Origin of the sequence: Paenibacillus sp. EKM212P, assembly GCF_011066115.1 — a bacterium.
Taxonomy (GTDB): domain Bacteria; phylum Bacillota; class Bacilli; order Paenibacillales; family Paenibacillaceae; genus Paenibacillus; species Paenibacillus polymyxa_B.
In genome coordinates this window covers 14,199-35,206 of sequence record NZ_JAAMNR010000003.1, presented here as the reverse complement: position 1 = coordinate 35,206, position 21,008 = coordinate 14,199, and the positions used below count along the sequence as shown (strand labels likewise).

At 35.2% G+C, this 21,008-nt stretch carries 17 protein-coding genes; 15 read left to right on the top strand and 2 right to left on the bottom strand.

The genetic code is table 11. The annotated features are described in order from the left end of the window. Nucleotides 1–34: 34 nt before the first annotated feature. Nucleotides 35–2,491, bottom strand: coding sequence for an O-antigen ligase family protein (locus G9G54_RS09455; RefSeq protein ID WP_165177601.1), 2,457 nt, complete (start codon nucleotides 2,489–2,491; stop codon nucleotides 35–37). A gap of 135 nt (nucleotides 2,492–2,626) precedes the next feature. Between G9G54_RS09455 and G9G54_RS09450 the strand changes: the two genes are divergently transcribed. From G9G54_RS09450 to G9G54_RS09420, 7 genes are all read left to right on the top strand, one after another. Then, nucleotides 2,627–3,430, top strand: a complete 804-nt coding sequence (locus tag G9G54_RS09450) for an ABC transporter permease (RefSeq protein ID WP_025723433.1) — start codon at nucleotides 2,627–2,629, stop codon at nucleotides 3,428–3,430. Further along, nucleotides 3,430–4,731 (top strand): ABC transporter ATP-binding protein, encoded by a 1,302-nt coding sequence (locus tag G9G54_RS09445; protein ID WP_238807878.1) that lies wholly within the window; start codon nucleotides 3,430–3,432, stop codon nucleotides 4,729–4,731. The genes G9G54_RS09450 and G9G54_RS09445 overlap by 1 nt, the downstream gene beginning before the upstream one ends. A 4-nt stretch (nucleotides 4,732–4,735) precedes the next feature. Then, nucleotides 4,736–5,725, top strand: coding sequence for a class I SAM-dependent methyltransferase (locus G9G54_RS09440; protein ID WP_165177597.1), 990 nt, complete (start codon nucleotides 4,736–4,738; stop codon nucleotides 5,723–5,725). Continuing rightward, nucleotides 5,725–7,221 carry a hypothetical protein gene (locus G9G54_RS09435; RefSeq protein ID WP_165177595.1) on the top strand — a complete coding sequence of 499 codons (1,497 nt, stop codon included), beginning with the start codon at nucleotides 5,725–5,727 and terminating at the stop codon, nucleotides 7,219–7,221. Before G9G54_RS09440 ends, G9G54_RS09435 begins: the two co-directional genes overlap by 1 nt. A gap of 9 nt (nucleotides 7,222–7,230) precedes the next feature. Continuing rightward, a complete protein-coding gene (locus tag G9G54_RS09430) occupies nucleotides 7,231–9,570 on the top strand; it encodes a glycosyltransferase (RefSeq protein WP_165177593.1) in 2,340 nt (779 codons plus the stop codon). Nucleotides 9,571–9,727: 157 nt separating this feature from the next. Further along, nucleotides 9,728–10,840, top strand: a complete 1,113-nt coding sequence (locus G9G54_RS09425; RefSeq protein ID WP_165177591.1) for an acyltransferase family protein — start codon at nucleotides 9,728–9,730, stop codon at nucleotides 10,838–10,840. A 571-nt stretch (nucleotides 10,841–11,411) separates the two neighbouring features. After that, entirely contained in the window at nucleotides 11,412–13,835 is a 2,424-nt protein-coding gene (locus tag G9G54_RS09420) for a hypothetical protein (RefSeq protein ID WP_238807876.1), read from the top strand. Between the two features lie 339 nt (nucleotides 13,836–14,174). Here the strand turns inward: G9G54_RS09420 and G9G54_RS09415 are convergent, their stop codons facing one another. Next, nucleotides 14,175–14,423, bottom strand: coding sequence for a hypothetical protein (locus tag G9G54_RS09415; protein WP_165177587.1), 249 nt, complete (start codon nucleotides 14,421–14,423; stop codon nucleotides 14,175–14,177). Between the two features lie 312 nt (nucleotides 14,424–14,735). Between G9G54_RS09415 and G9G54_RS09410 the strand changes: the two genes are divergently transcribed. From G9G54_RS09410 to rfbC, 8 genes are read left to right on the top strand one after another with little or no spacing between them, the layout of a single operon-like run. After that, nucleotides 14,736–15,086: an EamA family transporter gene (locus G9G54_RS09410; RefSeq protein WP_165177585.1), complete on the top strand. Its 351-nt coding sequence runs from the start codon at nucleotides 14,736–14,738 to the stop codon at nucleotides 15,084–15,086. Nucleotides 15,087–15,133: 47 nt separating this feature from the next. After that, entirely contained in the window at nucleotides 15,134–16,246 is a 1,113-nt protein-coding gene (locus tag G9G54_RS09405) for an FAD-dependent oxidoreductase (RefSeq protein ID WP_068938840.1), read from the top strand. Then, nucleotides 16,243–17,217, top strand: a complete 975-nt coding sequence (locus tag G9G54_RS09400) for a glycosyltransferase (RefSeq protein WP_053326201.1) — start codon at nucleotides 16,243–16,245, stop codon at nucleotides 17,215–17,217. Before G9G54_RS09405 ends, G9G54_RS09400 begins: the two co-directional genes overlap by 4 nt. 16 nt (nucleotides 17,218–17,233) lie before the next feature. Next, nucleotides 17,234–18,016 carry an NAD-dependent epimerase/dehydratase family protein gene (locus G9G54_RS09395; protein ID WP_165177583.1) on the top strand — a complete coding sequence of 261 codons (783 nt, stop codon included), beginning with the start codon at nucleotides 17,234–17,236 and terminating at the stop codon, nucleotides 18,014–18,016. After that, on the top strand, nucleotides 18,013–18,828 hold the full coding sequence (locus G9G54_RS09390) for a sugar phosphate isomerase/epimerase family protein (protein ID WP_165177581.1): 816 nt from the start codon (nucleotides 18,013–18,015) through the stop codon (nucleotides 18,826–18,828). Before G9G54_RS09395 ends, G9G54_RS09390 begins: the two co-directional genes overlap by 4 nt. A 20-nt stretch (nucleotides 18,829–18,848) precedes the next feature. Beyond that, entirely contained in the window at nucleotides 18,849–19,670 is an 822-nt protein-coding gene (locus G9G54_RS09385) for a glycosyltransferase family 2 protein (RefSeq protein WP_165177578.1), read from the top strand. Next, nucleotides 19,667–20,410 carry a sugar phosphate nucleotidyltransferase gene (locus tag G9G54_RS09380; RefSeq protein WP_165177576.1) on the top strand — a complete coding sequence of 248 codons (744 nt, stop codon included), beginning with the start codon at nucleotides 19,667–19,669 and terminating at the stop codon, nucleotides 20,408–20,410. The genes G9G54_RS09385 and G9G54_RS09380 overlap by 4 nt, the downstream gene beginning before the upstream one ends. Nucleotides 20,411–20,433: 23 nt before the next feature. Next, on the top strand, nucleotides 20,434–20,982 hold the full coding sequence (gene rfbC / locus G9G54_RS09375; RefSeq protein WP_165177573.1) for a dTDP-4-dehydrorhamnose 3,5-epimerase: 549 nt from the start codon (nucleotides 20,434–20,436) through the stop codon (nucleotides 20,980–20,982). Nucleotides 20,983–21,008 lie beyond the last annotated feature (26 nt).

Genomic DNA, 21,008 nt, shown 5'->3' with positions numbered 1-21,008 from the left:
ATATAACATCATCTGATAGTCTCTTTTTGTGTTACTATTTCTCCGATTTCAACTGAGCAATTTGCTCTTTCTCCTTCGGATCAGCTTTTATTAGTTTATCGTACAATGCTTTGTCATCCTGCCCTTGCTTTTGCAGAGCGACGATATAATATCGAGCAATCTCACGATTTGTAGCGTCGCTCAGGTCGTCTTTCAAGCCGTTTTTGAGGATGCTTGCAGCCTCTGCAGGCTTGCCTGACATGAATTCAATTTTGCCAGTGCTGAGCGCAATACCTGGAGTTACCTCAAAAGTACGTGTCAACTGAATTTCAGGTGGAACTGTTTTAATATGAGCTACCCCATCCAGAACCTGCTGGTAAGCAGCAAGGCCTGCTTGGAAATATTTCTGCTCCTTGGCGGTGTCCTTCTGTTCACGTGCCTTATCACCAATAGAGTAAGCTTGAGTAATCAACATGTTGTACCAGTCATTGTCCCATTTGAAGTTGGAAATGTTATTTTCCAAAATACTGAAGGCTTGCTCATGCTCACCTTTTGCTTTTAAAAGGTTAACTTTGGAGTTATACATGATTTTATTATACGGTTCTGCCTTCAGGCCCGTATTAAGTACCTCTATTGCAGCATTATAAAATTCCTCTTTTTTCGTTTGATCATACACATTCTTGTACAGTGCAGCCAATCTTATAACCGAATCTGGGTGCGTAGGACGAAGTTCAAGATCCTTATTAATGGCACTTTGGATTTCCTCAAAAGATGTGCTGACCGCCATGATCTGTTTGGCAGATGTGGCAGCATTGGCCGATTGCACGAAGCGGAGACCTGCAAAAAGCACCACAATGCTTAGAATGCCGATGACTGCACTATACATGATTCGGAAACCAGAAGTACTCATGGACAAGCGTCTAAGAGGTTTGCTGTCCATAGCAGCGGCCATACCACCAAGACTCATAAATATCAGTATGCCCATGAACACGTAGCTCAGATTAAAGTCCAGCAAGCTATGAAGTAAGATCGAGAGCGCCAAAATGAGATACAGAAAGTGAGAATCCCGTTCTTCATCATTTTGTCTAATATAGTTACGGATATATTTGTAGAAAATAAATAAGATGAAAGACATGAAAATTACAAAACCGAGAATACCAACTTCAACCAGGTACTGCATGAAGAAGTTATGGGCCTGACGGCTTGTGTAAGGATAGTCTTGGTATTTCTCATATAAAGTAGCCCAACCGCCGCCGCCGGTGCCAATAACAGGATGATCTTTAATCGATTTGGCAGCATCCTGATAGAATACAAGTCGTTCTAGTACACTATGCTGCCGGAAATTGATATTTTCAAACCGGACCTGGACGTTTTCTGGTAGTACGCTGCGCAGGCCAGTTCCAATAAACAGAAAAGCCAGCAAGCCAATCACGACAACTGATCCGACAGGCAGCCACAGGTTGGATAACTTACGGGAAGTCCAGCCTGTGAGGGCACTTTCCAACTTCGGCGCCAGATAACGTTCAACAAGCCACAGTACAACAGCTACAGCAAGGGAGACTCCAATAAGTAATCCCCAAGCCTTGGCAGCCTCTCCGCCGTTGTAGGTCTTATTGAGTTGTAATCCCATATTTGTAATCGGCGACAAGATAGATATTGACGCTACACCAGCAATGGCGCAATGCAAAATCCATATAATTTGGCGTGCAGGTTTAAGGAAAAGCAAGAGCAGGACGAAAACGACTGGCAGCATAACCAGACCGCCCCGTGACAAGGTCAGGAACAGCGAGACCAAAATGGGCACCAACATGAAACCATGAGTAGCCTTGCCATACCATGATTTTGATTTCATCAGACAAAAAACGGCAGCGAATAGGAAAGCCATTAGAAAGGCGGCATATGTATTCGCATATTGAAACACGGATGTCAGCCGGAGCCCATTCGTATCTGTCATGACTGCATTGATATAACGGTCTTGATACACATATTGGCTAAGCCAGCCTACCAGCTTGCCGGCAAGCACCCACTGTCCGAACCAGTTAATGAAGCCAAAGCCTACAATGACATAAGCAATAGTCATAATCAGATTGTGAATAATCTTATTGCCTAAGCGATCCTGGAGTAGATAAATTGAGATGATAAACAGGGCTGCATATATGCACTGTACCACCACCATATTCATGGCCAGGTAATGTGAAGCTGCTGAAGTCAGTGAAAGCACATAAGTCAAGGGAAGCAGTAGTACTAATACAGCCAGCCAATCCCTTTGCTCTTCCAGCTTGAATTTTTTATAATAGGTTACGATTCCTAAAATCAATAGAATCGAGGCGATGATAACAGCCCAATAGAGAGGCTTTTCAAAATCGAGCATTTGCCCATTAAAAAGTGCAGCCTGGAAGGGAGCCCAAGCTAAAAACAGAATCATGCCAACAATTAACACCCAAAACATAGCCGGCCTTTTATCGTCACGGGTCGACGTTTTGGCCTGTTTCCCGTATACTGGATTCGACAAGGTTTACAATCTCCTTTTCTTGTAGATACGTCAACATTTTAGCATAATGACGCTTTGGAACCAACTAGCAGTATATCAAGGGCATGCTAACTCATTTAAATTAAAACTTAATTATAGGAAGAAGAGATATTGAGAATGTATTTAAGAACAACATTAAAAAGTATTTTTAACCATAAATATCTTATTAAAAATTTTATGGTCAAGGATCTAAAAAATCGCTACCAAGGTTCCATGATGGGTTTCTTGTGGTCAATCATCCACCCGTTGACAACTCTTGCAGTCTACTCACTTGTTTTCTCATGGATGCTAAAAATGAGAGTGGGTGTGGAACTGGGAACCAATAATTTTACACTGTGGATGTTCGCAGGGTTGCTCCCATGGATTTTCTTTTCAGAAACTCTTAGCCGCGCTACCTCAGTTGTGCTTGATAATAGTAACTTAATTAAGAAAACAGTATTTCCTTCTGAAATTTTGCCGATTTCTTTGTTGCTTTCTAACGCGGTGAATTTTCTAATCGGTTTTCTAATATTAATTGGCGGAATGTTTTTCTTAGGTCAACATGTCTCGGGCCTTTCGTTACTGTATGTATTGGTATATATATTCCCTTTGGTGTTGTTTACTCTTGGATTCTGCTGGTTATGTGCCAGTTTAAATGTTTTCTTTAGAGATTTGGGACAGATCGTAAGTGTAGTTTTAAATATTGTTTTTTATGCTAGTGCAATTATATATCCTATACATGTTGTACCACAAAAATTCCAAGGTTGGTTTTTCTGGAACCCGTTAATACATGTGGTACAAGGAATAAGAGATGCTTTGTTTAAATTACAGTTCATTGAGGACAGGGAACTTATTTATCTTTATACTTTTTCAATTATAGTCTTTTGTTTGGGGCAATATATATTCCAAAAATCGAAAAAAGGATTTGTTGATGTACTATGATGAAAAACGACTTGGCAATAGAAATTGGAAATATAACGAAGACATATAAAGTATACAATAAGCCTTATTATAAATTGCTTGAGATCTTCAATTTAGGGAAAAAAAATACTGAAATAAACGCTTTGAAAGGAATCTCTTTTAAAGTGGAAAAAGGGAAAACATGCGGTATAGTTGGTCCTAATGGTTCTGGGAAAAGCACACTTCTTCAAATCCTCACAGGGATTTTGCAACCTACATCTGGATATTTTAACGTGAAGGGTAGGATATCTGCACTGTTAGAACTTGGTGCGGGTTTTAATCCAGATTATACTGGGAGAGAGAATATATTTTTATATGCTTCCATACTAGGAGTAGAGAAAAAGGAGATTGAAACAAAGATAGATGAAATAATTGAGTTTGCTCAAATTGGCGATTTTATTGATAGATCTGTTAAAACATACAGCAGTGGTATGTATGTGAGGTTGGCATTTGCGGTTGCCATCAATGTGGACCCTGACATTCTCATTGTTGATGAGGCACTCGCAGTAGGAGATGAAAGTTTTCAAAGGAAATGCTTTAGAAAGTTCGAGGAACTAAAAGAAAAGGGCGTCACTATATTATTCGTAACTCACAGTTTGGGACTAGTTAAGCAATTTTGTGATGAAGCAGTTTTAATTTATAAAGGGGAACTTATCGAGCAAGGACATCCGAATCACGTCATAAATGTATACACTAAGCTTATTGCTGAAATGGAAAATGGAGTGAAGGTCACTAAGCCAACAGAAAAAAGTAATGACATCCCGATTTTGGGCGAATCAAAATTGTTGGATAGCAAACAAGCTCCTTCAGAGTATAGATACGGTAATGGGGAAGGGAAGATTATATCCTTTAGGTTAGATGGCGAAGACGGGAATAGATCAAGAATATACAGGCATGGTGAAAAAATAACCATTTCCCTTAAACTTCAGTACTATAAGGATACTTATTCTTCACTTGCAGCCTATACGATTAAAACTGTTTCGGGGGTCGAAATAACCGGAACGAATACCAGCTTCGAGGGTTTGGATTTAAAAAATTATAAGAAGGATGATATTTTAAATGTTGTCTTTACTCAGAACACAATATTAAATGCAGGAGATTATGTTGTATCTTTGGGATTTATTGAATTAGTTGATGATAATATCGTAGTTATGGACAGAAGATATGATGTTTTAACTTTTAAAGTCGCAGAAACCAAAAAAGCAGCCGGCCTTGTAGATCCTAAAGTTGAAATAAACGTAAGCAAAGTAATGAATAACTTAACTTTAGAGAACTCGGAGTGATCTTATGAATGATTTATTCAAACAAATTTATCCTATACATGAAGGAATTTATTTATGTTCTGAAAGTGGACATTATTATTCTGACTTAGATAATAAGCGGATGAGTAAACTAGTTGCTGAATGTATCTCTAAAGGATGGAGAACGGCTGTTAAGGAAAATTTTTACGATAATCCTTTTTTATTCAATATCATTACAGATGAATCCAGAGCAGATTGGCAGTATCTATTGCCGTTAACTGAAGATTCAGTAGCACTGGATATTGGGGCTGGCTGGGGGACTATTTCCATTCCGCTTGCACGTAATATTAAACATGTTGTTGCATTGGATGGAACCTTAGACCGTCTTCAATTTCTGTCTACCAGAGCAAAGCAAGAGAATATAGAAAATATTACGGTTATTCACGCGGACATATTTAAGCATCCTTTTAAAGAAGCGAGTTTTGACTTAGTTTCCTTTAATGGGGTATTAGAGTGGGTGGGACTTAACGATCTGGGCCAGAATCCACAAGAAAGACAGAATGAGGCTTTAAGAATAGCTTACAGTTTACTCAAACCTGGAGGCTATCTATACATTGGGATTGAAAACGCTCTGGGGCTAAAATATTTGCTTGGCGAACCTGACGATCATACAGGTATTAAATACATTAGTTATTTGAGCAGAGAAGAATCCAATGAAATAAGTTTAAAGTGGAATAAAAACGAATATAGTACTTATACGTACACAAAGCAGGGTTATCAGCAACTGTTGGAGATTTCAGGCTTCAGTAACATTGACTTTTTTTATCCGCATCCAGATTACAAAAGGATTGAGTTTCTGTACAGTCTGTCCGAAAAAAACGTATCAAGCTATTTAGTCGAATTTTTACGCTACACAAAGTCCAGCTCTTCAATTAGTGAACGTGTAAATGATTTGGAGAAGTTTCTAATCGAATATGAACAGTTAAGTCCATTTCCTGCTTCTTATAGTATCTTTGCTCGTAAGGAGGAGAACTAATGATACCTCAGATTAAAAATTATGTAGAAACAAACTGGAACCGATTTTTCGAAATTAAGCCTTCGACACTTCAATTTCTTTTATTATCTAATCCTCAGGGGAAAAAGATTACGCATGGAAAATGCACAGTGCTTGTTTTTAAAAACCACGAAGCCAAGCCTACCCTAGTTGCTAAATTTTTAAGGGATCGTAAGGGACGCCAGGAGAAGATCGTTAGTGAATATAAAATTCTTGATAAAATAAGTGGTTGGGGTCAAGCTCCTCAACCTTTTGATTTGTTAAGAATCAACAATCGTTATGTTTCAATTGAAGAATTTAAGCCAGGCAGTTCCCTTAAGTCCAGATTGCAGCGGACAGTCAACAAGCTTTCTTTGAATAACTTAGAAGATGTTATTGATCATGTTCGTTCAGACTTTCGAAATACTGGAGTCTTACTGAATCGCTTTGCAAATATAGAGATACCGACTTTAGAAATAGATGATAATAGTAACTACGCACACAAAGCATTAGAAAACTATAGTGAGTTAACTTCTTTATTAAGTTTGTCTGATAACAATCGTAAAATATTAAATAAGCTGGTTGAGGTTGATAAGGAAACCGACCAGCCTACAAAAATGGTGCATTTTGATTTAACCCCATCCAATATATTGGTAGATAAAGGGGAACTCAACCTTATTGATTTTGAATTCAGTATCCCTTCTAAAAGCTATTTTCTAGATCCATTAAGATTTAGTTTTTATTATTTTTATTTACTTTATGAATTGAATTTGTTCCGTGGTCTTTCATGTGAAGCAAGCTTCTATCATTTTTTTGCGGAAAATGAAATCACACAGAGTATGGTTCATGAGTTTTTTGAGGCAACCATTGAAGGGTATAGACAAGAATCGTTTTTTAGTTATATGTCTTTATTTTTGTTGAGCAATTTACAACTTCAATTAGATGAAACTGATTTTATTAATGATGACTTTGTTGTGCAAACCAATAATCTGTTGACTATCTCGCTGGATGTTTTGCAAAATAATGAAGTTAATTTGGCTGTTTATGAGAGTAAAGTAGTTGAAATGACTAATGAAGAGGTTAGAATTGAGTATGGTAAGTGCCAAAATGTAATTGCAAATTACGAAGCCGCAATTCAGGAAAAAGATCAACAACTGGCACAAAACCTCGAATATATAGAGCATTGTCATAAGGTGGTAGCCGAGAAAGACAAGGAACTGTTGAAAAACACTGAATATATTGAACAGTGCCATGCTACAATTACTAAGAAAGATGGACAATTAGAGGAGAATAATCGTTATATCTCGTTGTGCCATGACTCTATAAAAGAAAAAGATGAGCATTTAGCAGTTTTACAAGAGAATATCTCACAAAAAGAACAAACACTTGCAGACTTGAAAGCACAGTTGGTGCAACATGAACAGCTTATTACGAGCTTGCAAGAAAAACTAAATCAAAATCCATTTGTTAGAGCTTTTCAAGAATTTAGAAAAAGGTGAGAATTAAAAATGGAAGTGCGATCCTGTGATATTATTATTCCTGTGTATAATGCACCGGAAGAATTAGAAGAATGTGTACAGTCATTATTTCGTTACACTAATTTAAAAGAAAATAGAGTTGTAATTATTAATGATTGCAGTCCTGATTCTAAGGTGAATGAATATCTCGCTACCCTAGATAAACAGGAAGGTTTAATTATTCTACAAAATGAAAAAAATCTAGGTTTTGTAGGCACAGTTAACAGAGGTATGTCTTTCTCGCAGGACGACGTAGTACTGTTGAATAGTGACACGGTCGTTACAACTGGATGGTTGGAAAAGTTAAAAGAAGTTGCATATTTAGATGAATCTATTGCAACAGTCACACCACTAACAAACAATGGAAGTATTTGCTCTGTTCCAAAATTTTTAGAAGATAACTCAATTCCCGAGGGTTATACAGTAGAAAGCTTCGCACACTTTATTGAAAATATCTCTCTGAAAGAGTATCCTGAAGTGCCTACCGCAGTTGGTTTTTGTATGTATATTAAAAGAGTGATCATTGATGAAGTCGGATTGTTCGATCAGGAGACATTTGGTAAAGGGTATGCAGAAGAAAATGATTTCTGTTGCAGAGTTATTGAGCATGGCTATAAAAATGTGATTGATGATCACACATTTATATACCATAAAGGATCTATGTCTTTTAAAGGTGACAAACTGGCCTTATTAAATAAAAATTTAAAAACTTTAAATGCCAGATATCCTTATTACGATAAAAATGTTCATGATTTCATTGTTAAAAATCCATTGAAACGTATACATGAAAATATAAACATTAGATTACCACATTATGTTGATTCTTACAAAACCCGCGGCAATATACTTTATGTTCTTCACAATTTCTTTGACGAGAGCTATACTCAGCCAATTGGTGGGACGGAGTATCATGTTAAGGATATTGTATCGGAGTTAGAAGATTATTACGCTTTTGTATTAGTGACGAATGGAAATGAGTTGGTGCTAAAGCAGTATCTTAAGGGTGATTTTATTGCAAAGTATCATTTTCCTTTACGTGATTCTATCTCTATACAACATTTTCATCATCAAGAATATAGTGAAATTGTAGAAAAAATCTTGGGGACTTTTGAGATTAGCCTTGTGCATATACATCATTTGATCAGGCATTCTTTTGATATCCCTCATATTGCTCATAAATTAAATATACCAGTAATTTTCACTTTACATGATTACTATTTATTCAGTCCTAAAGTGAATTTATTGGATGAGAATAATAAGTACATTTTAGAAAGTGGAAATGAAGAAGAAAAATTCAATTCCTCCTTGAGAGCTGCTTATGGATTTCATACTCCATTTATAAAGAAATGGAGAGAAAAAGTTGAAGGTATGACTAGTAAAGTAGACCAATTTATTACACCTTGTGATTTTTCAAAAGATTTATTTATAAAGCACTTTCCTTCTTTAGAAAACAAGATTTTTGCTATCGAACATGGAGTTACTATTGAGAATAGTTTAACAGGCTCTGAAATTTCATATGTGAAATCAGAGGAAAAAGAAATTAAAGAATGGAATATTGGATTTTTAGGCGGGCTTGCACCTAATAAAGGTAGTGATTTGATTTATAAATTGATCACAAAGTACCCTAGGAATCATATTAATTGGCATTTAGTTGGTGGTCTGGGAGATCAAAAATTAAATTTATTGAACCAAAATAATCTCCATAAGCATGGGGAGTACAAAAGAGAAGAACTGAGCCATATTATAAAACAACTGGATCTGGATTTAATTTGTTTGTTATCTCCATGGCCAGAGACTTTTTCTTATACGTTAACTGAAGCGTGGTTGCATGATATACCTGTTCTGGTTACTCCTATGGGAGCCCTTAAGGAAAGAGTTAATAAGGTAGGCGGTGGATGGGTATCCCAATCTCTTGAACTAAGCGATGTTATGAAGAAATTGGATGAAATTATTGATCATGGGCAAAATGAACTGGCTAAAATTAAAATTAATATTAGTGAGTATAACTTTAAAACAAAATTAGAGATGGTAGCTCAATATAAAGAATTGTACGACAGGTTCGAGAGTTCCAAAGAGCCGACTAAAACAATAACTGTATTTGATAATGCTGATCTTCTTGTGTCCTTAAAATATTATTTCCCTCATGATAGTAATATAACATCACATGAGTACCATAACCAACTTAACCAATTGGAAACGGAATTAATGAACATGAGAAACACAATTGGATGGAAGGTTTTGACTAAACTTAGAAACAATAATAAAGGTTCTTTGAAAATGGGAAAGAAGCTAATTTATTTTATTCTCAAGTTCAAAGCCTTAAAAAGATAGATTCGATGTGAATTAGCATATTTTAATAAATATTCTATTAGCAAATTTGGACAGATGAATCCTGCTTTCCTATGTAGGATTTTTTCTTTTTTAGATTATCTATAGATATAGATGTACTTGTGTTGGGAGTAATAATTCTAATGAAAGAGTTGATTATTTGAGCCAGAAATCAGTACTACTCGAAAATCGAATGATTGGTAAAGAGAATAATTTTGATTTTATGAGGCTTGCCGCTGCAGTTATGGTATTGCTTTCGCATTCTTATCCAATCTCAGGGAATGCAAATGAGTTTTTTGCTAAAATAACAAATGGTCAATGGCCACTTGGAGGAGTATCTGTTGCCATTTTTTTTGTTATTAGTGGCTTTTTAATAAGTATGAGTTTTAATAAAACGCATAGTAAGTTTAGGTTTGTTTTTAATAGAATATTAAGAGTTTTTCCGGGCTTGATTTGTGCCGTTTTGTTTTCAACTTTCATCATTGGAGCTGTTGTAACTAATAATACTTTAAATGATTATTTAACTAATCCTCAGACATATGATTATTTAAAAAGTTCATTCCTTTTCCCTGTTTACTATGAATTACCAGGTGTTTTTACTGGAAACATTTATCCCAATTCAGTAAATGGCTCATTGTGGACTTTGCCTTATGAGGTTCTATTTTATGCATTGGTTTTGATTATAGGATCTATTGGCTGGTTTAGTCATAAAACTCGCGAAACCCTATTGCTTTTATTTGTACTGGTTTTATATCTAAATATATTCTCTCCTCATATTTTTGATAATTATAACTTTTACGGGATAAGTATGGGTAGCGCAAATTATCTCTTAGGCTATTTCTTGGCAGGTACGGTTATGTATTGCTATAGAGATCAAATTATTATTTCGAGAAAGCTAATGCTATGTTCATTTATAGTTATATTAATAAGTTTTAAATTTGGTGGTTTGAAAGAAGTTTTTATGATCTTTGGGAGCTATCTTATTATTTGTTTTGCTTACTCTCAGAAAATAAAAATGTATAAAATAAATAAGTATGGTGATTTTACTTACGGTATGTATATTTACGCATTTCCTGTTCAACAATTTGTTATATGGATTTTCGGTGGTGGCAAAATGAATACCTTTTTTCATTTTTCTATTTCTTTTATTATTTGTTTGGCTTGTTCGTATTTATCTTGGCATCTAGTTGAAAAGAAATTTTTAGGTTTAAAATTACTTCATAAGAACAAGAGGGAGCCTGAGCATGAGCAATTTGAAGTCCTTTCTTCCTAAATCCTCAATGCACCTTTTAATATCAAGTGTGTTGGCTGTACTTTTATCACTAATTTCAACCGTGTTTTTTTTAAAGATTTATGCTAACGGCAAGCAAGTTTATCATGACATCATTGCAGGCAACATCGTATGGTCTGATCAATTTAAGAGTTTGGATTACTCGATAATATACTTCTTCATTCTCTGCTTCTGTTTGTTTTTAATTCCCTTAATATACTTTGTGAATAAAAAAAATATAACGGAAATACAGGTGAGTCCAGCAGGACTTTTCGTGTCCAAGAATTTATTTGTCTGCTTCTTTCTCTTATTTTACGCGGTCAGTTTTTATTTCTTTAGTGGGAATAGTTCTTTCATTTATATTTCTATTTTGATGTTTATAACCTATTTTGTTGTTGAATGTAAAAAAACTGATACAACAGATAAAGAGCAAGTCTTTACAAGTATTATTGTATCTCTTACTTTTACTTATTTCGCAATTATAACGATGCTTTTCGTCTTTAGTTTTGTTAACCCGAATTCTTCTTACAAATTAGCGCAGTTTTTCCCGGAAGTTCTGACTCTGTTAGTTTGGATGATTCAAGTTGTAATTTACTTTTATAAAGAGCGCGTACTAACCACTCTGACAAAAACCTTAATGTATTTATCTCAATTGATTCTTCCTTTTATAACGTTAGTGTTAGTGTTTGGTGTATATCAGACAGGAAATAAAATTGAATTGCATAGAAATAATTATACATTAGCTATTATGGCTTCTATAGCTATTATACTGTTTATTTACACTGTTCTTTTTATTTTAAAATACAGAAAATGTGAAGTTAGTAATGTGTGGGATTACATATTCTGGCCTTCATTAATACCAATGACGATCATTATGTTGTACTCCACTCCTGTTTATAGTGGCTTTGTTTCAGATGATTTCCATTTAGGGGAAATCTTCATGCCCTTGCAGCAAATGTTGAATTATGGAATGAAGCTTAATGTAGATATAATGTCAATTCAGGGAATAATGGGTCCAATGTATAGTCTTATTAATGGCTATGTATTTAATGGAAATCTATCGAGTATCAATTATACTTTTGTTGCCTTTCCTATAATTATGGGCGTTCTGGTAGTATTGCTTATAAAAAAAATATATGGTTCTAAATGGGCCTTTTTATTTATTGTATTTTCTTTACCGATACTATATGAATCAGGTATGAACAGAACTTATTTAATTGTTCCTTATGTACTAATTCTTTTTCACAAAAAAACGTTGTCCAACCCTGTAAAGTGGGTCATTCTTTATTTTTGGATGTCTTTAATTCACTGTTTGTATAATCCTTCCATGGGTGCGGCTTTAACAGTAGCCTTTTTCCCTCTATTTAGTGTGATGTTTTATAGGACGATAAAGCTTAAGTTATGGAGTAAGGTATTTCTTAAACACAAATTATTATTTTGTACTTTATTAGTAATTCAACTTTGTATATTAGTAATGTTACTCCCTACATTATTGGGGACTATTCAATTTATACTTGATAATGGTTCTGCTAATACACTTGCATATGGAATAAGTCTTTTTTCTGAATCCCAAACTTCTCCAGAATGGTTTCCTAAGCCCTTTCCTTACGATAAACTGAATAGATTGCTTTGGGAAGCCATTAGAATTGGAGGATGGATATTTACGCTGCTTCTTTTTGTGGGGTTAATGATTTTCAATGTGAAAAAAGTAGTGTCTTTCAATAAAGAAAAGCAAACTTATCTCATGATTTTATATTGTATTGTATCGATTGTATTCTTATTATTAATTACCGGATATAGCCTAGGTCGCTTAGATTCTGGATCAATGCATCGCTCTGGATCAATTACGTTTATATGCTTTGCTTTTTTAATACCAGCTCTGTATGTCTTTTTTCTTAAAAACAAGTTTAAGTTTAATGGTGTAGTTCATCATATATATTTAATCATATTTGCAATATTGTTAGGTTCTGTGGCAACTTTCGGACAGCAGCAGGCTTTTAGAATTACAGAAAAATTAATACAACCAATAGTTGTGCCAGACAACGCTGTTTTTGTAAATGGTGCAAAACAGGGTGTCCCTGACGTTGGGGAGGGATATATTGCAAAGGATAGATGGAAAGAAATGTTGGATTTTGAAATGGTTATATCCAAAATATTGAAAAAAGGAGAGACTTATGCAGATCTGACAAATAGAACACTTTTTTATGAGATAACTAATAAAAAGGTTCCTACTTTCTACTCTGCAGATTATCTTGCTGCCAATGAAGAGATTCAAGAAAAAATGATAAAAAGTCTTGATAAAGAAGCACCGCCATTAGTTTTTATTGGTCCTGCAATTAGGCATGATGGAGGCCCCGCTTCGATTCGTGCCTATAGATTATATAAATGGTTTTTAGAAAGAGACTATGTGTACTATCAATATAATTCCCTTCAATTTTTGGTGAGCAAGCAGAGAATGTTGGAAACTAAAGCTTATGATGGTACAACTGATACCGATGAAAACGAATTAAGAGCAGTATTTCATCAAAAGGATTTAAAATCGTTACCAGTTGCTTGGGGAAGAAACTTTAAAGAAATGAAGGATCGATTTCAATTTTTACCAGACCATAATATGTCATTGTCAGGATCTAATGAGATTATCAAAGAAGCGGATGGGAGTATAGTGACCAGTGGTAATGATCCATATGTGAGCTTTAAATTTGATTCTTCTATGCAAGGAAAAGATGCTGACTTTTTATTAATTGACCTCAATATTATAGGATCTCAGGAACCCTTCCAAGGCCAACTATTTTGGAATAGTAGTAATAGAAAAAGTGAGAAATATGATGAAGATCATTCTTTCTTATTCAATGTGGTTAGTGGTCAATTATTAATTCCTTTAGGTTCGGATCCTGACTGGCTAAAAAATAGCCACAATGAACTAAGATTCGACATTGGAGATAAAGCAAATGTAAAAGTTAAAATTAACTCTATTAATTTAGTTAAGCTAGTAAATTGACTGATAGAGGGCACATAAGAGCATGCATCATACTTTATGTATTTCATGCTCATTATGTGCTATTAATAGAGGAACTAAATGCAAAGAATTCAAAAAACTATATTCGTAAGAACTTCTAATCTAAAACCATACTCAAATATAAATAATATTGATGCTTCGTATCATGTTCTTGTTAACCATAGATACACTTAAAGAGAATTCCATCAAAGATCACTTGTTATTACCTATTGTTTCATTGGAGTTAGTGGAAGACAAGTATATTTCTTGGGGTGCAACTGTTTCTGATAAAAAGGGAAATTATTTTTATACTTCTTTTCCTCAACGTGGTTTTATCGTTCCTTATCTCATTTTAAAAATGGAGTTTCCATTTTCTTTAGCTATTCTACTATTTAAATGAATAATCCCTTGAGGATCTATTCTATAAATTGGTAGTGATTTATTGTTTACTTTCAAACTAGAGACATTATTGTCTGTAAATAACTTCAAGACATTATTATCAATCGGAATTTCACCTTTAATAATATTCTTAGATATACTTTTGAAATTTTGAATATTACGGCAGCAGATTTTACCGATAATAACTGGCATTCAGGAATTCATCGTAATAAATCAATGATTTTATTTCAAAATATAGAAAATAATTGATTACTAGAGAAAAAAACAAGTTTGATAGACAAGGAAATAAACAATAACATTTTGGACTTTTTCATTAATGGACCTTAGATTCAGCTTAATCTTAAAAAAAAGATTTTCAGAAGTTGAAATTTCCAAATTTTTATTTGCCATAAAATAATTGAGTCTTTTGCAATTTTGCCTTGATGTTTTGACATAATTCTTCATAATGCAAATTTTTTTTACAAGTGATAGAATAAACAATAAATAAACTGTTAGGGGATCATAATGCTATTATTGTTGCTTTTTTTAGCAATGCTTTTTAACATTGTCGCTCAAATCACTTTAAAGCATGGAATAAATGTATTGAATTTTACCGGAATTAGCTTGCAGTCACTTATAAAGTTGTCTACCTCACCTTATATTTGGTTTGGAGCAATTTTATATGGTGTTAGCTTTGTATTCTATATCTTTGCTTTGTCTCGGGGGGAATTGGGAAGGATTTCACCTGTATCGCAGGCATTGACTACACTAGGCATTGTTGCGGTGTCTGTTTTGATTTTTCACGAACCAATAACCGCTTTTAAACTTGTAGGCATTATCTTACTGATTGTTGGAACTGTTATTATTTTTTATTAGCTAAAATATATAAAAAAGTGGCACTAACAAAAAGGGGAATGACTTTTTTGAAATACGATTATGTTATCTTTGGCGCTGGAATATACGGTCTATATGCTGCTCACTTATTAGCGAAAAAAGATCTGAAAATAGCTGTAATTGAATTTGATGATAAACCTTTACAACGTGCGAGTTATATTAACCAAGCTAGAGTTCACAACGGGTATCATTACCCAAGAAGTGTTTCTACCGCTGCAAAATCTGCTCATTATTATGAACGGTTTGTCCGTGATTTTTCTTTTGCTATAAACGATAGATTTAAGAAAATATATGCGATTTCCGCGAATGATTCCTTAACAAGTGCCGAACAGTTTCAGCATTTCTGCGATTATGTTGAAGTACCTGCGGTAGAGGTTAACAGCAGGGTGTATTTTAATCCAGGGGCTGTGGAGGCAGCATTCGAAACGATGGAATATAGCTATGATGCTAATTTAATTCGTAATTGGTACATGGAGAAGTTACAGGGTTTTAAAAATGTGTCGCTGTTTTTCAATCAACTAATTGATAAAGTTAGCATTGAAGATGAACGCTATGTACTTCGTTTCACTGATGGATCTGATTGTACAGCTACCAACATACTTAATGCAACCTATGCGAGTATTAACCAGATTTTACGTAAGTTTGACTATGAATTATTTTCAACAAAATATGAAATATGTGAAGTGATTATGACAGGAGTAACCGAAAACGTTCAAAATGTAGGCATTACTGTAATGGACGGGCCGTTTTTTTCTTTGATGCCTTTTGGAGAAAGTGGGTATCATTCTCTTACATCTGTTGGACATACTCCGCATGAGTCGTCTTTTAACGCTTTACCTGAATTCTCTTGTCAGAAATACAATGATGCTTGTAATGTAAGGCAATTAAGCAATTGTAACACTTGTCCAGTTAGACCTTATACAGCTTGGACAAGAATGAGCCAGTTGGCTAAAAAGTATCTTAATCCTGAAATTCAAATAACCTACAAAAAATCTCTATTTGCTGTAAAGGCATTGATCAGTGCTTCAGAACTCGATGATTCTCGACCTACCGTTATTAAAGAATTTTCAGAAAACCCGAGATTTGTTTCTGTTTTTTCTGGAAAGTTTAACACCATCTATGATTTGGAGGAAGTGCTATGAAAGAGCAGGTTTTTGTATCTACTGTTCTATATGCGCACAATAATGAGCAAGAAATTGCGCAGGCATTAATTGAATTAGATCGCACGATGATGACATATTTCCAACACTATGAGATTATACTGGTTAACGATTATAGCCAAGATAAGACACTGGAGAACGCGCATAGTGCTATGGAGAATATTTACGGGGACACTACGATTATTAATCTGTCCAGAAAACATGGCGTTGAGCATGCTATGGTGGCCGGACTTAATAAATCTATGGGTGACTTTGTGTTTGAAATTGAGTCTTTATTTATTGATTTTAATTTGGACCTGCTGTATGAGATGTTCAAAACGGCAACTGGAAATGGGTTTGATATAGTCGCTGCTTCCTCTGGACAAGCTGGCTGGAAATCTCGAATATTTTATAGAATACTGAATAAGGTGTCTTACTTAAATTTATCTCTTTCTACAGAGAATGCACGCTTAGTAACGCGTCGTGCTTTAAACGCTATGCTGAACTTGAAGGAAAAAGTAAGGTATAGAAAAGCGCTTTATGAGCTTACCGGTTATTCTAAAACCCTGATTAACTACAAGGCCATAAATAGACTGACTAGTAGGAAAGTAAATCGGGAAAATATATCGTTGGCTGTAGATGCATTGGTCTCCTTTTCTCATTTTGGGCTAAGAGCAGCTCATCTTCTTACCGGTGTGTTTTTCTTGTTTTCTTTGTTCATGGGGGGTTACGCTTTATATAATTACTTTTTTAATCAGTCAGTAGTAGAAGGTTGGACTACACTTATGATTTTAATCTCTCTTGGTTTTGCTGGTTTGTTTTTTATTGGCGGGATTATCGGGGAATATACTTCGCGTATATTAATTGAGATCCAAAATCGTCCTTTTTACAGTACCAAGTCTGTAGAAATGTATAAAGAGAAAAAGCCTAGACTGGAATTAATTAAAGAAAAAGAGAGTGCATCTGGTCAATAAGGAAGGAGAGAGTGTTGTGAGGAGAAATTGTCTTGTAGGATTTACCGGGTATGTAGGCACCACTTTACTTGCACAAACTGCATTTGATGAATTATATAATTCGTCCAATATTGAGTCTATTAAAGGTATGGAATTTGATTTAGTGGTGTGTGCAGCCGCCCCGGCTGTCAAATGGAAGGCCAATCAAGCCCCAGAGGAAGATCTTGCGAATATCAATCAACTGATTTCCTGTTTAAAAGAGGTCAAGGCTGAAAAGTTTGTGCTTATCTCTACAGTTGATGTATATACTACTCCTATCAAAGTTGATGAGTCTACGAATATACAAGCAGAAACAGCAGAACCTTACGGAAAACATCGCTTTTATTTGGAACAATTCGTTACCCAAACTTTTCATGACCATTTGATTATTCGTCTCCCTGGCCTATTTGGCAAAGGACTTAAGAAAAACTTCATTTATGATTTAATCCATGACAATGCTTTACATTTAACTCATTACCTAAGTGAATTTCAATTTTATAATATGAACCATTTGTGGGATGACATTCAAACTGCGATTGCTAATTCGCTGAGCTTAGTGAATTTTGCTACGGAGCCTGTAAGTGCAAAAGAAATTGCCCAGGCAGGACTGAATATTAACTTTTCTAATGAAACGGAGAAAAAGCCTGTTTCTTATGATATGAGAAGTCTATATTCACATATTTTCGGTGACCGTGACAATAAAGAGTATATGAAATCTAAGGGAAAAGTTCTACAGGAGATTAAAGCTTTTATTGAGGAAGAAAAGAGGGCGCTTCGATGAAACTTTCTATTTCCAATATTGCATGGAATAGTAATGAAAATGAAGAAATCATTGTGTTACTTAATAAACTTGGCATTCGTGGGATAGAAATTGCCCCCACTAAAATATGGGATCGCCCATTAGATAGCGAACCTAACGAACTACTACAATTTAAGCAATATTGGGAACAAAGAGATATTCATTTAATTGCTATGCAATCATTATTATTTGGACAGCATGGATTGGCGTTATTTTCAGATGTTGAATCTCGTAACAAGCTAAAAGAATATGTAATGGGTATAATGGGCTTGGCGGGTAAAATAGGAGTTAAAGCACTGGTATTTGGATCTCCTAAAAACCGGCTTTCTAATGGGCTATCTAAGAATGAGCAACTGGACATTGCTATCCCATTTTTTACGGAACTTGCTGAGTCTGCTGTTACAGAAAATGTAACCTTGTGTATAGAGCCTAACCCGTCCCAATATGGTTGTGATTTCATTACAAATAGTGAAGAAGGTTTACAGTTGGTTCGAGAAGTGAACCATCCGGGTTTTCAATTGCATCTTGATGCAGGAACTCTTACTTTAAATAACGAAAATATTTCTTCTGCTATTGAAAATAGCATGCCTTATTTGAGTCATTTTCATATTAGCGAACCTTATCTTAATAAGGTTGGTAGCGAGGAAAGTCTTTCACCACACAGGGAAATAGCAAAGACTCTAAAAATAAACGAATATAAAAATTGGGTGTCTATTGAAATGAAGAACGGGGACAATTCGAATGCTGGTACAGTTGAGCGAGCTCTAAAATATGCTTCAGAAATTTATGTATAATTAAGGAGAAAATCCTACCAATGAACGCTATACAAAATAAAGATTGGTCAGTACCCAATTTTGAACTTAAAGAGTTTAAGACAAAAAGTAGTAAATACTGTGTTTGTATTCCTGTCATTAATGAGGGGATAAAAATTCAAAAGCAGCTTAACCAGTTAAAATCACTTGCTGAAACTGTTGATATTATTATTTTAGATGGTGGGAGCACCGACGGTTCTTTAGAAGAATCATTTCTTTTAGATAACCGTGTAAGAGCTATTCTAGTTAAAAAAGATAAGGGTAAGTTGAGTGCACAATTACGGATGGGGTTCGCTTACGCATTACAAGAGCAATATGAGGGCGTCATTACTGTGGATGGAAATAATAAAGATAGTGTTGAGTCAATTCCTGAATTCATTCAGAAGCTTGATGAAGGCTATGATTTTGTGCAAGGTTCAAGGTATGTACCAGGAGGTAAGGAAATAAATACTCCTATATCAAGGAAACTTGCTATTAAACTTATTCATGCACCATTTATATCATTAGTTGCAGGATATCATTATACAGATACTACAAATGGATTTAGAGCCCATTCTGCTCGATTTTTAAAAGATCCCGAATTACATCCATTTAGAGATGTTTTTGAGACCTATGAGCTGTTGGGCTATTTGTCAGTTAAAGCGCCTAAATTAGGCTATAAAGTTACGGAGATTCCTGTTGAACGTTCATATCCAAAGGGGAAAGTACCTACTAAAATTAGTCCACTTCGAGGGAATCTGCTACTTATTAAAATATTACTAAACTTATTTTTGCGCAAATATGATATCCAAAAAAATCTGAAAGTAATTAAGGAGGAGCAATGAAAGGTATAATTCTTGCAGGAGGTACAGGCTCTCGCCTCTATCCCTTAACTAAAGTAACAAATAAGCATTTATTACCCGTTGGTAAGTATCCGATGATTTTTCATTCGGTAAATAAGCTCAAACAAGCTGACATTCAAGATATCCTTATTGTCACAGGCAAGGAACACATGGGAGATGTTGTTAACCTTCTTGGCAGCGGTCGTGAGATGGGTGTAACGTTTACTTATAAAGTTCAAGACGAAGCTGGCGGGATCGCACAAGCGCTTGATCTGGCTGAACAATTTGTAGGTGATGATCAAATGGTTGTTATTTTAGGCGATAATGTGTTTGAAGATGACATTGCACCATTTGTGGACAATTTCCGTAATCAAATCACAGGGGCGAAGATTCTTCTTCAACAGGTGCAAGATCCACATCGTTTTGGAGTGGCCGAGCTTCAAGGGGAACGTATTGTGTCAATTGAAGAAAAACCTAAAGAACCAAAAAGTGATTATGCTGTAACAGGCATCTATATGTTCGATCATAGTGTGTTTGAAATTGTAAAGACGCTCGAACCTTCAGCTCGGGGAGAACTTGAGATCACTGATGTTAACAATGCATATATTGCTAATGGGACATTGACGTATGATGTTCTTCAAGGCTGGTGGACAGATGCAGGAACTCACCCCTCACTTGCTCGAGCTAATGAATTGGCTAAGGATATCGTGTTTGGTGAAGAGTTTGGAAAGTTAAAGATTTAAAATAAAGGGAGGATGCGAACGAAATGAAGGTAATCCCTTTGAAATTAGAAGGTGCAAAAATCATTGAACCCGTGGTTCATGGTGATCACCGTGGTTTTTTTATGGAAAGTTACAATGAACAGATCATGAAAGAAAACGGAATAGACCATGCTTTTATTCAAGATAACCAATCCTTGTCTGCAGAAGCCGGTGTGATTCGTGGTTTGCATTATCAGCTTAATCCTAAAGCACAGACCAAACTCATTCGTGTGCTTTCTGGAGCTATCTACGATGTGATTTTGGATATTCGTAAAAGTTCTCCAACATTCGGTCTATGGGTCGGGGTAATCTTAAGTGAACATAATAGACGTCAGCTACTGGTGCCCAAGGGTTTTGCTCATGGGTTCTGTACGCTTGTTCCGAACACTCAAGTGCTGTATAAGGTAGACGAGTATTATTCACCTGAAAATGATCGTGGAATTCTGTGGAATGATCCAGCACTAGGGATTGATTGGCCAACTTCTCATGCTATTCTTTCAGAGAAGGATCAGAAGCATCCGGCACTGGCCGACGCTGACATTAATTTTGATTAGAGGAATAATAAGATTTAGGAGGTCAG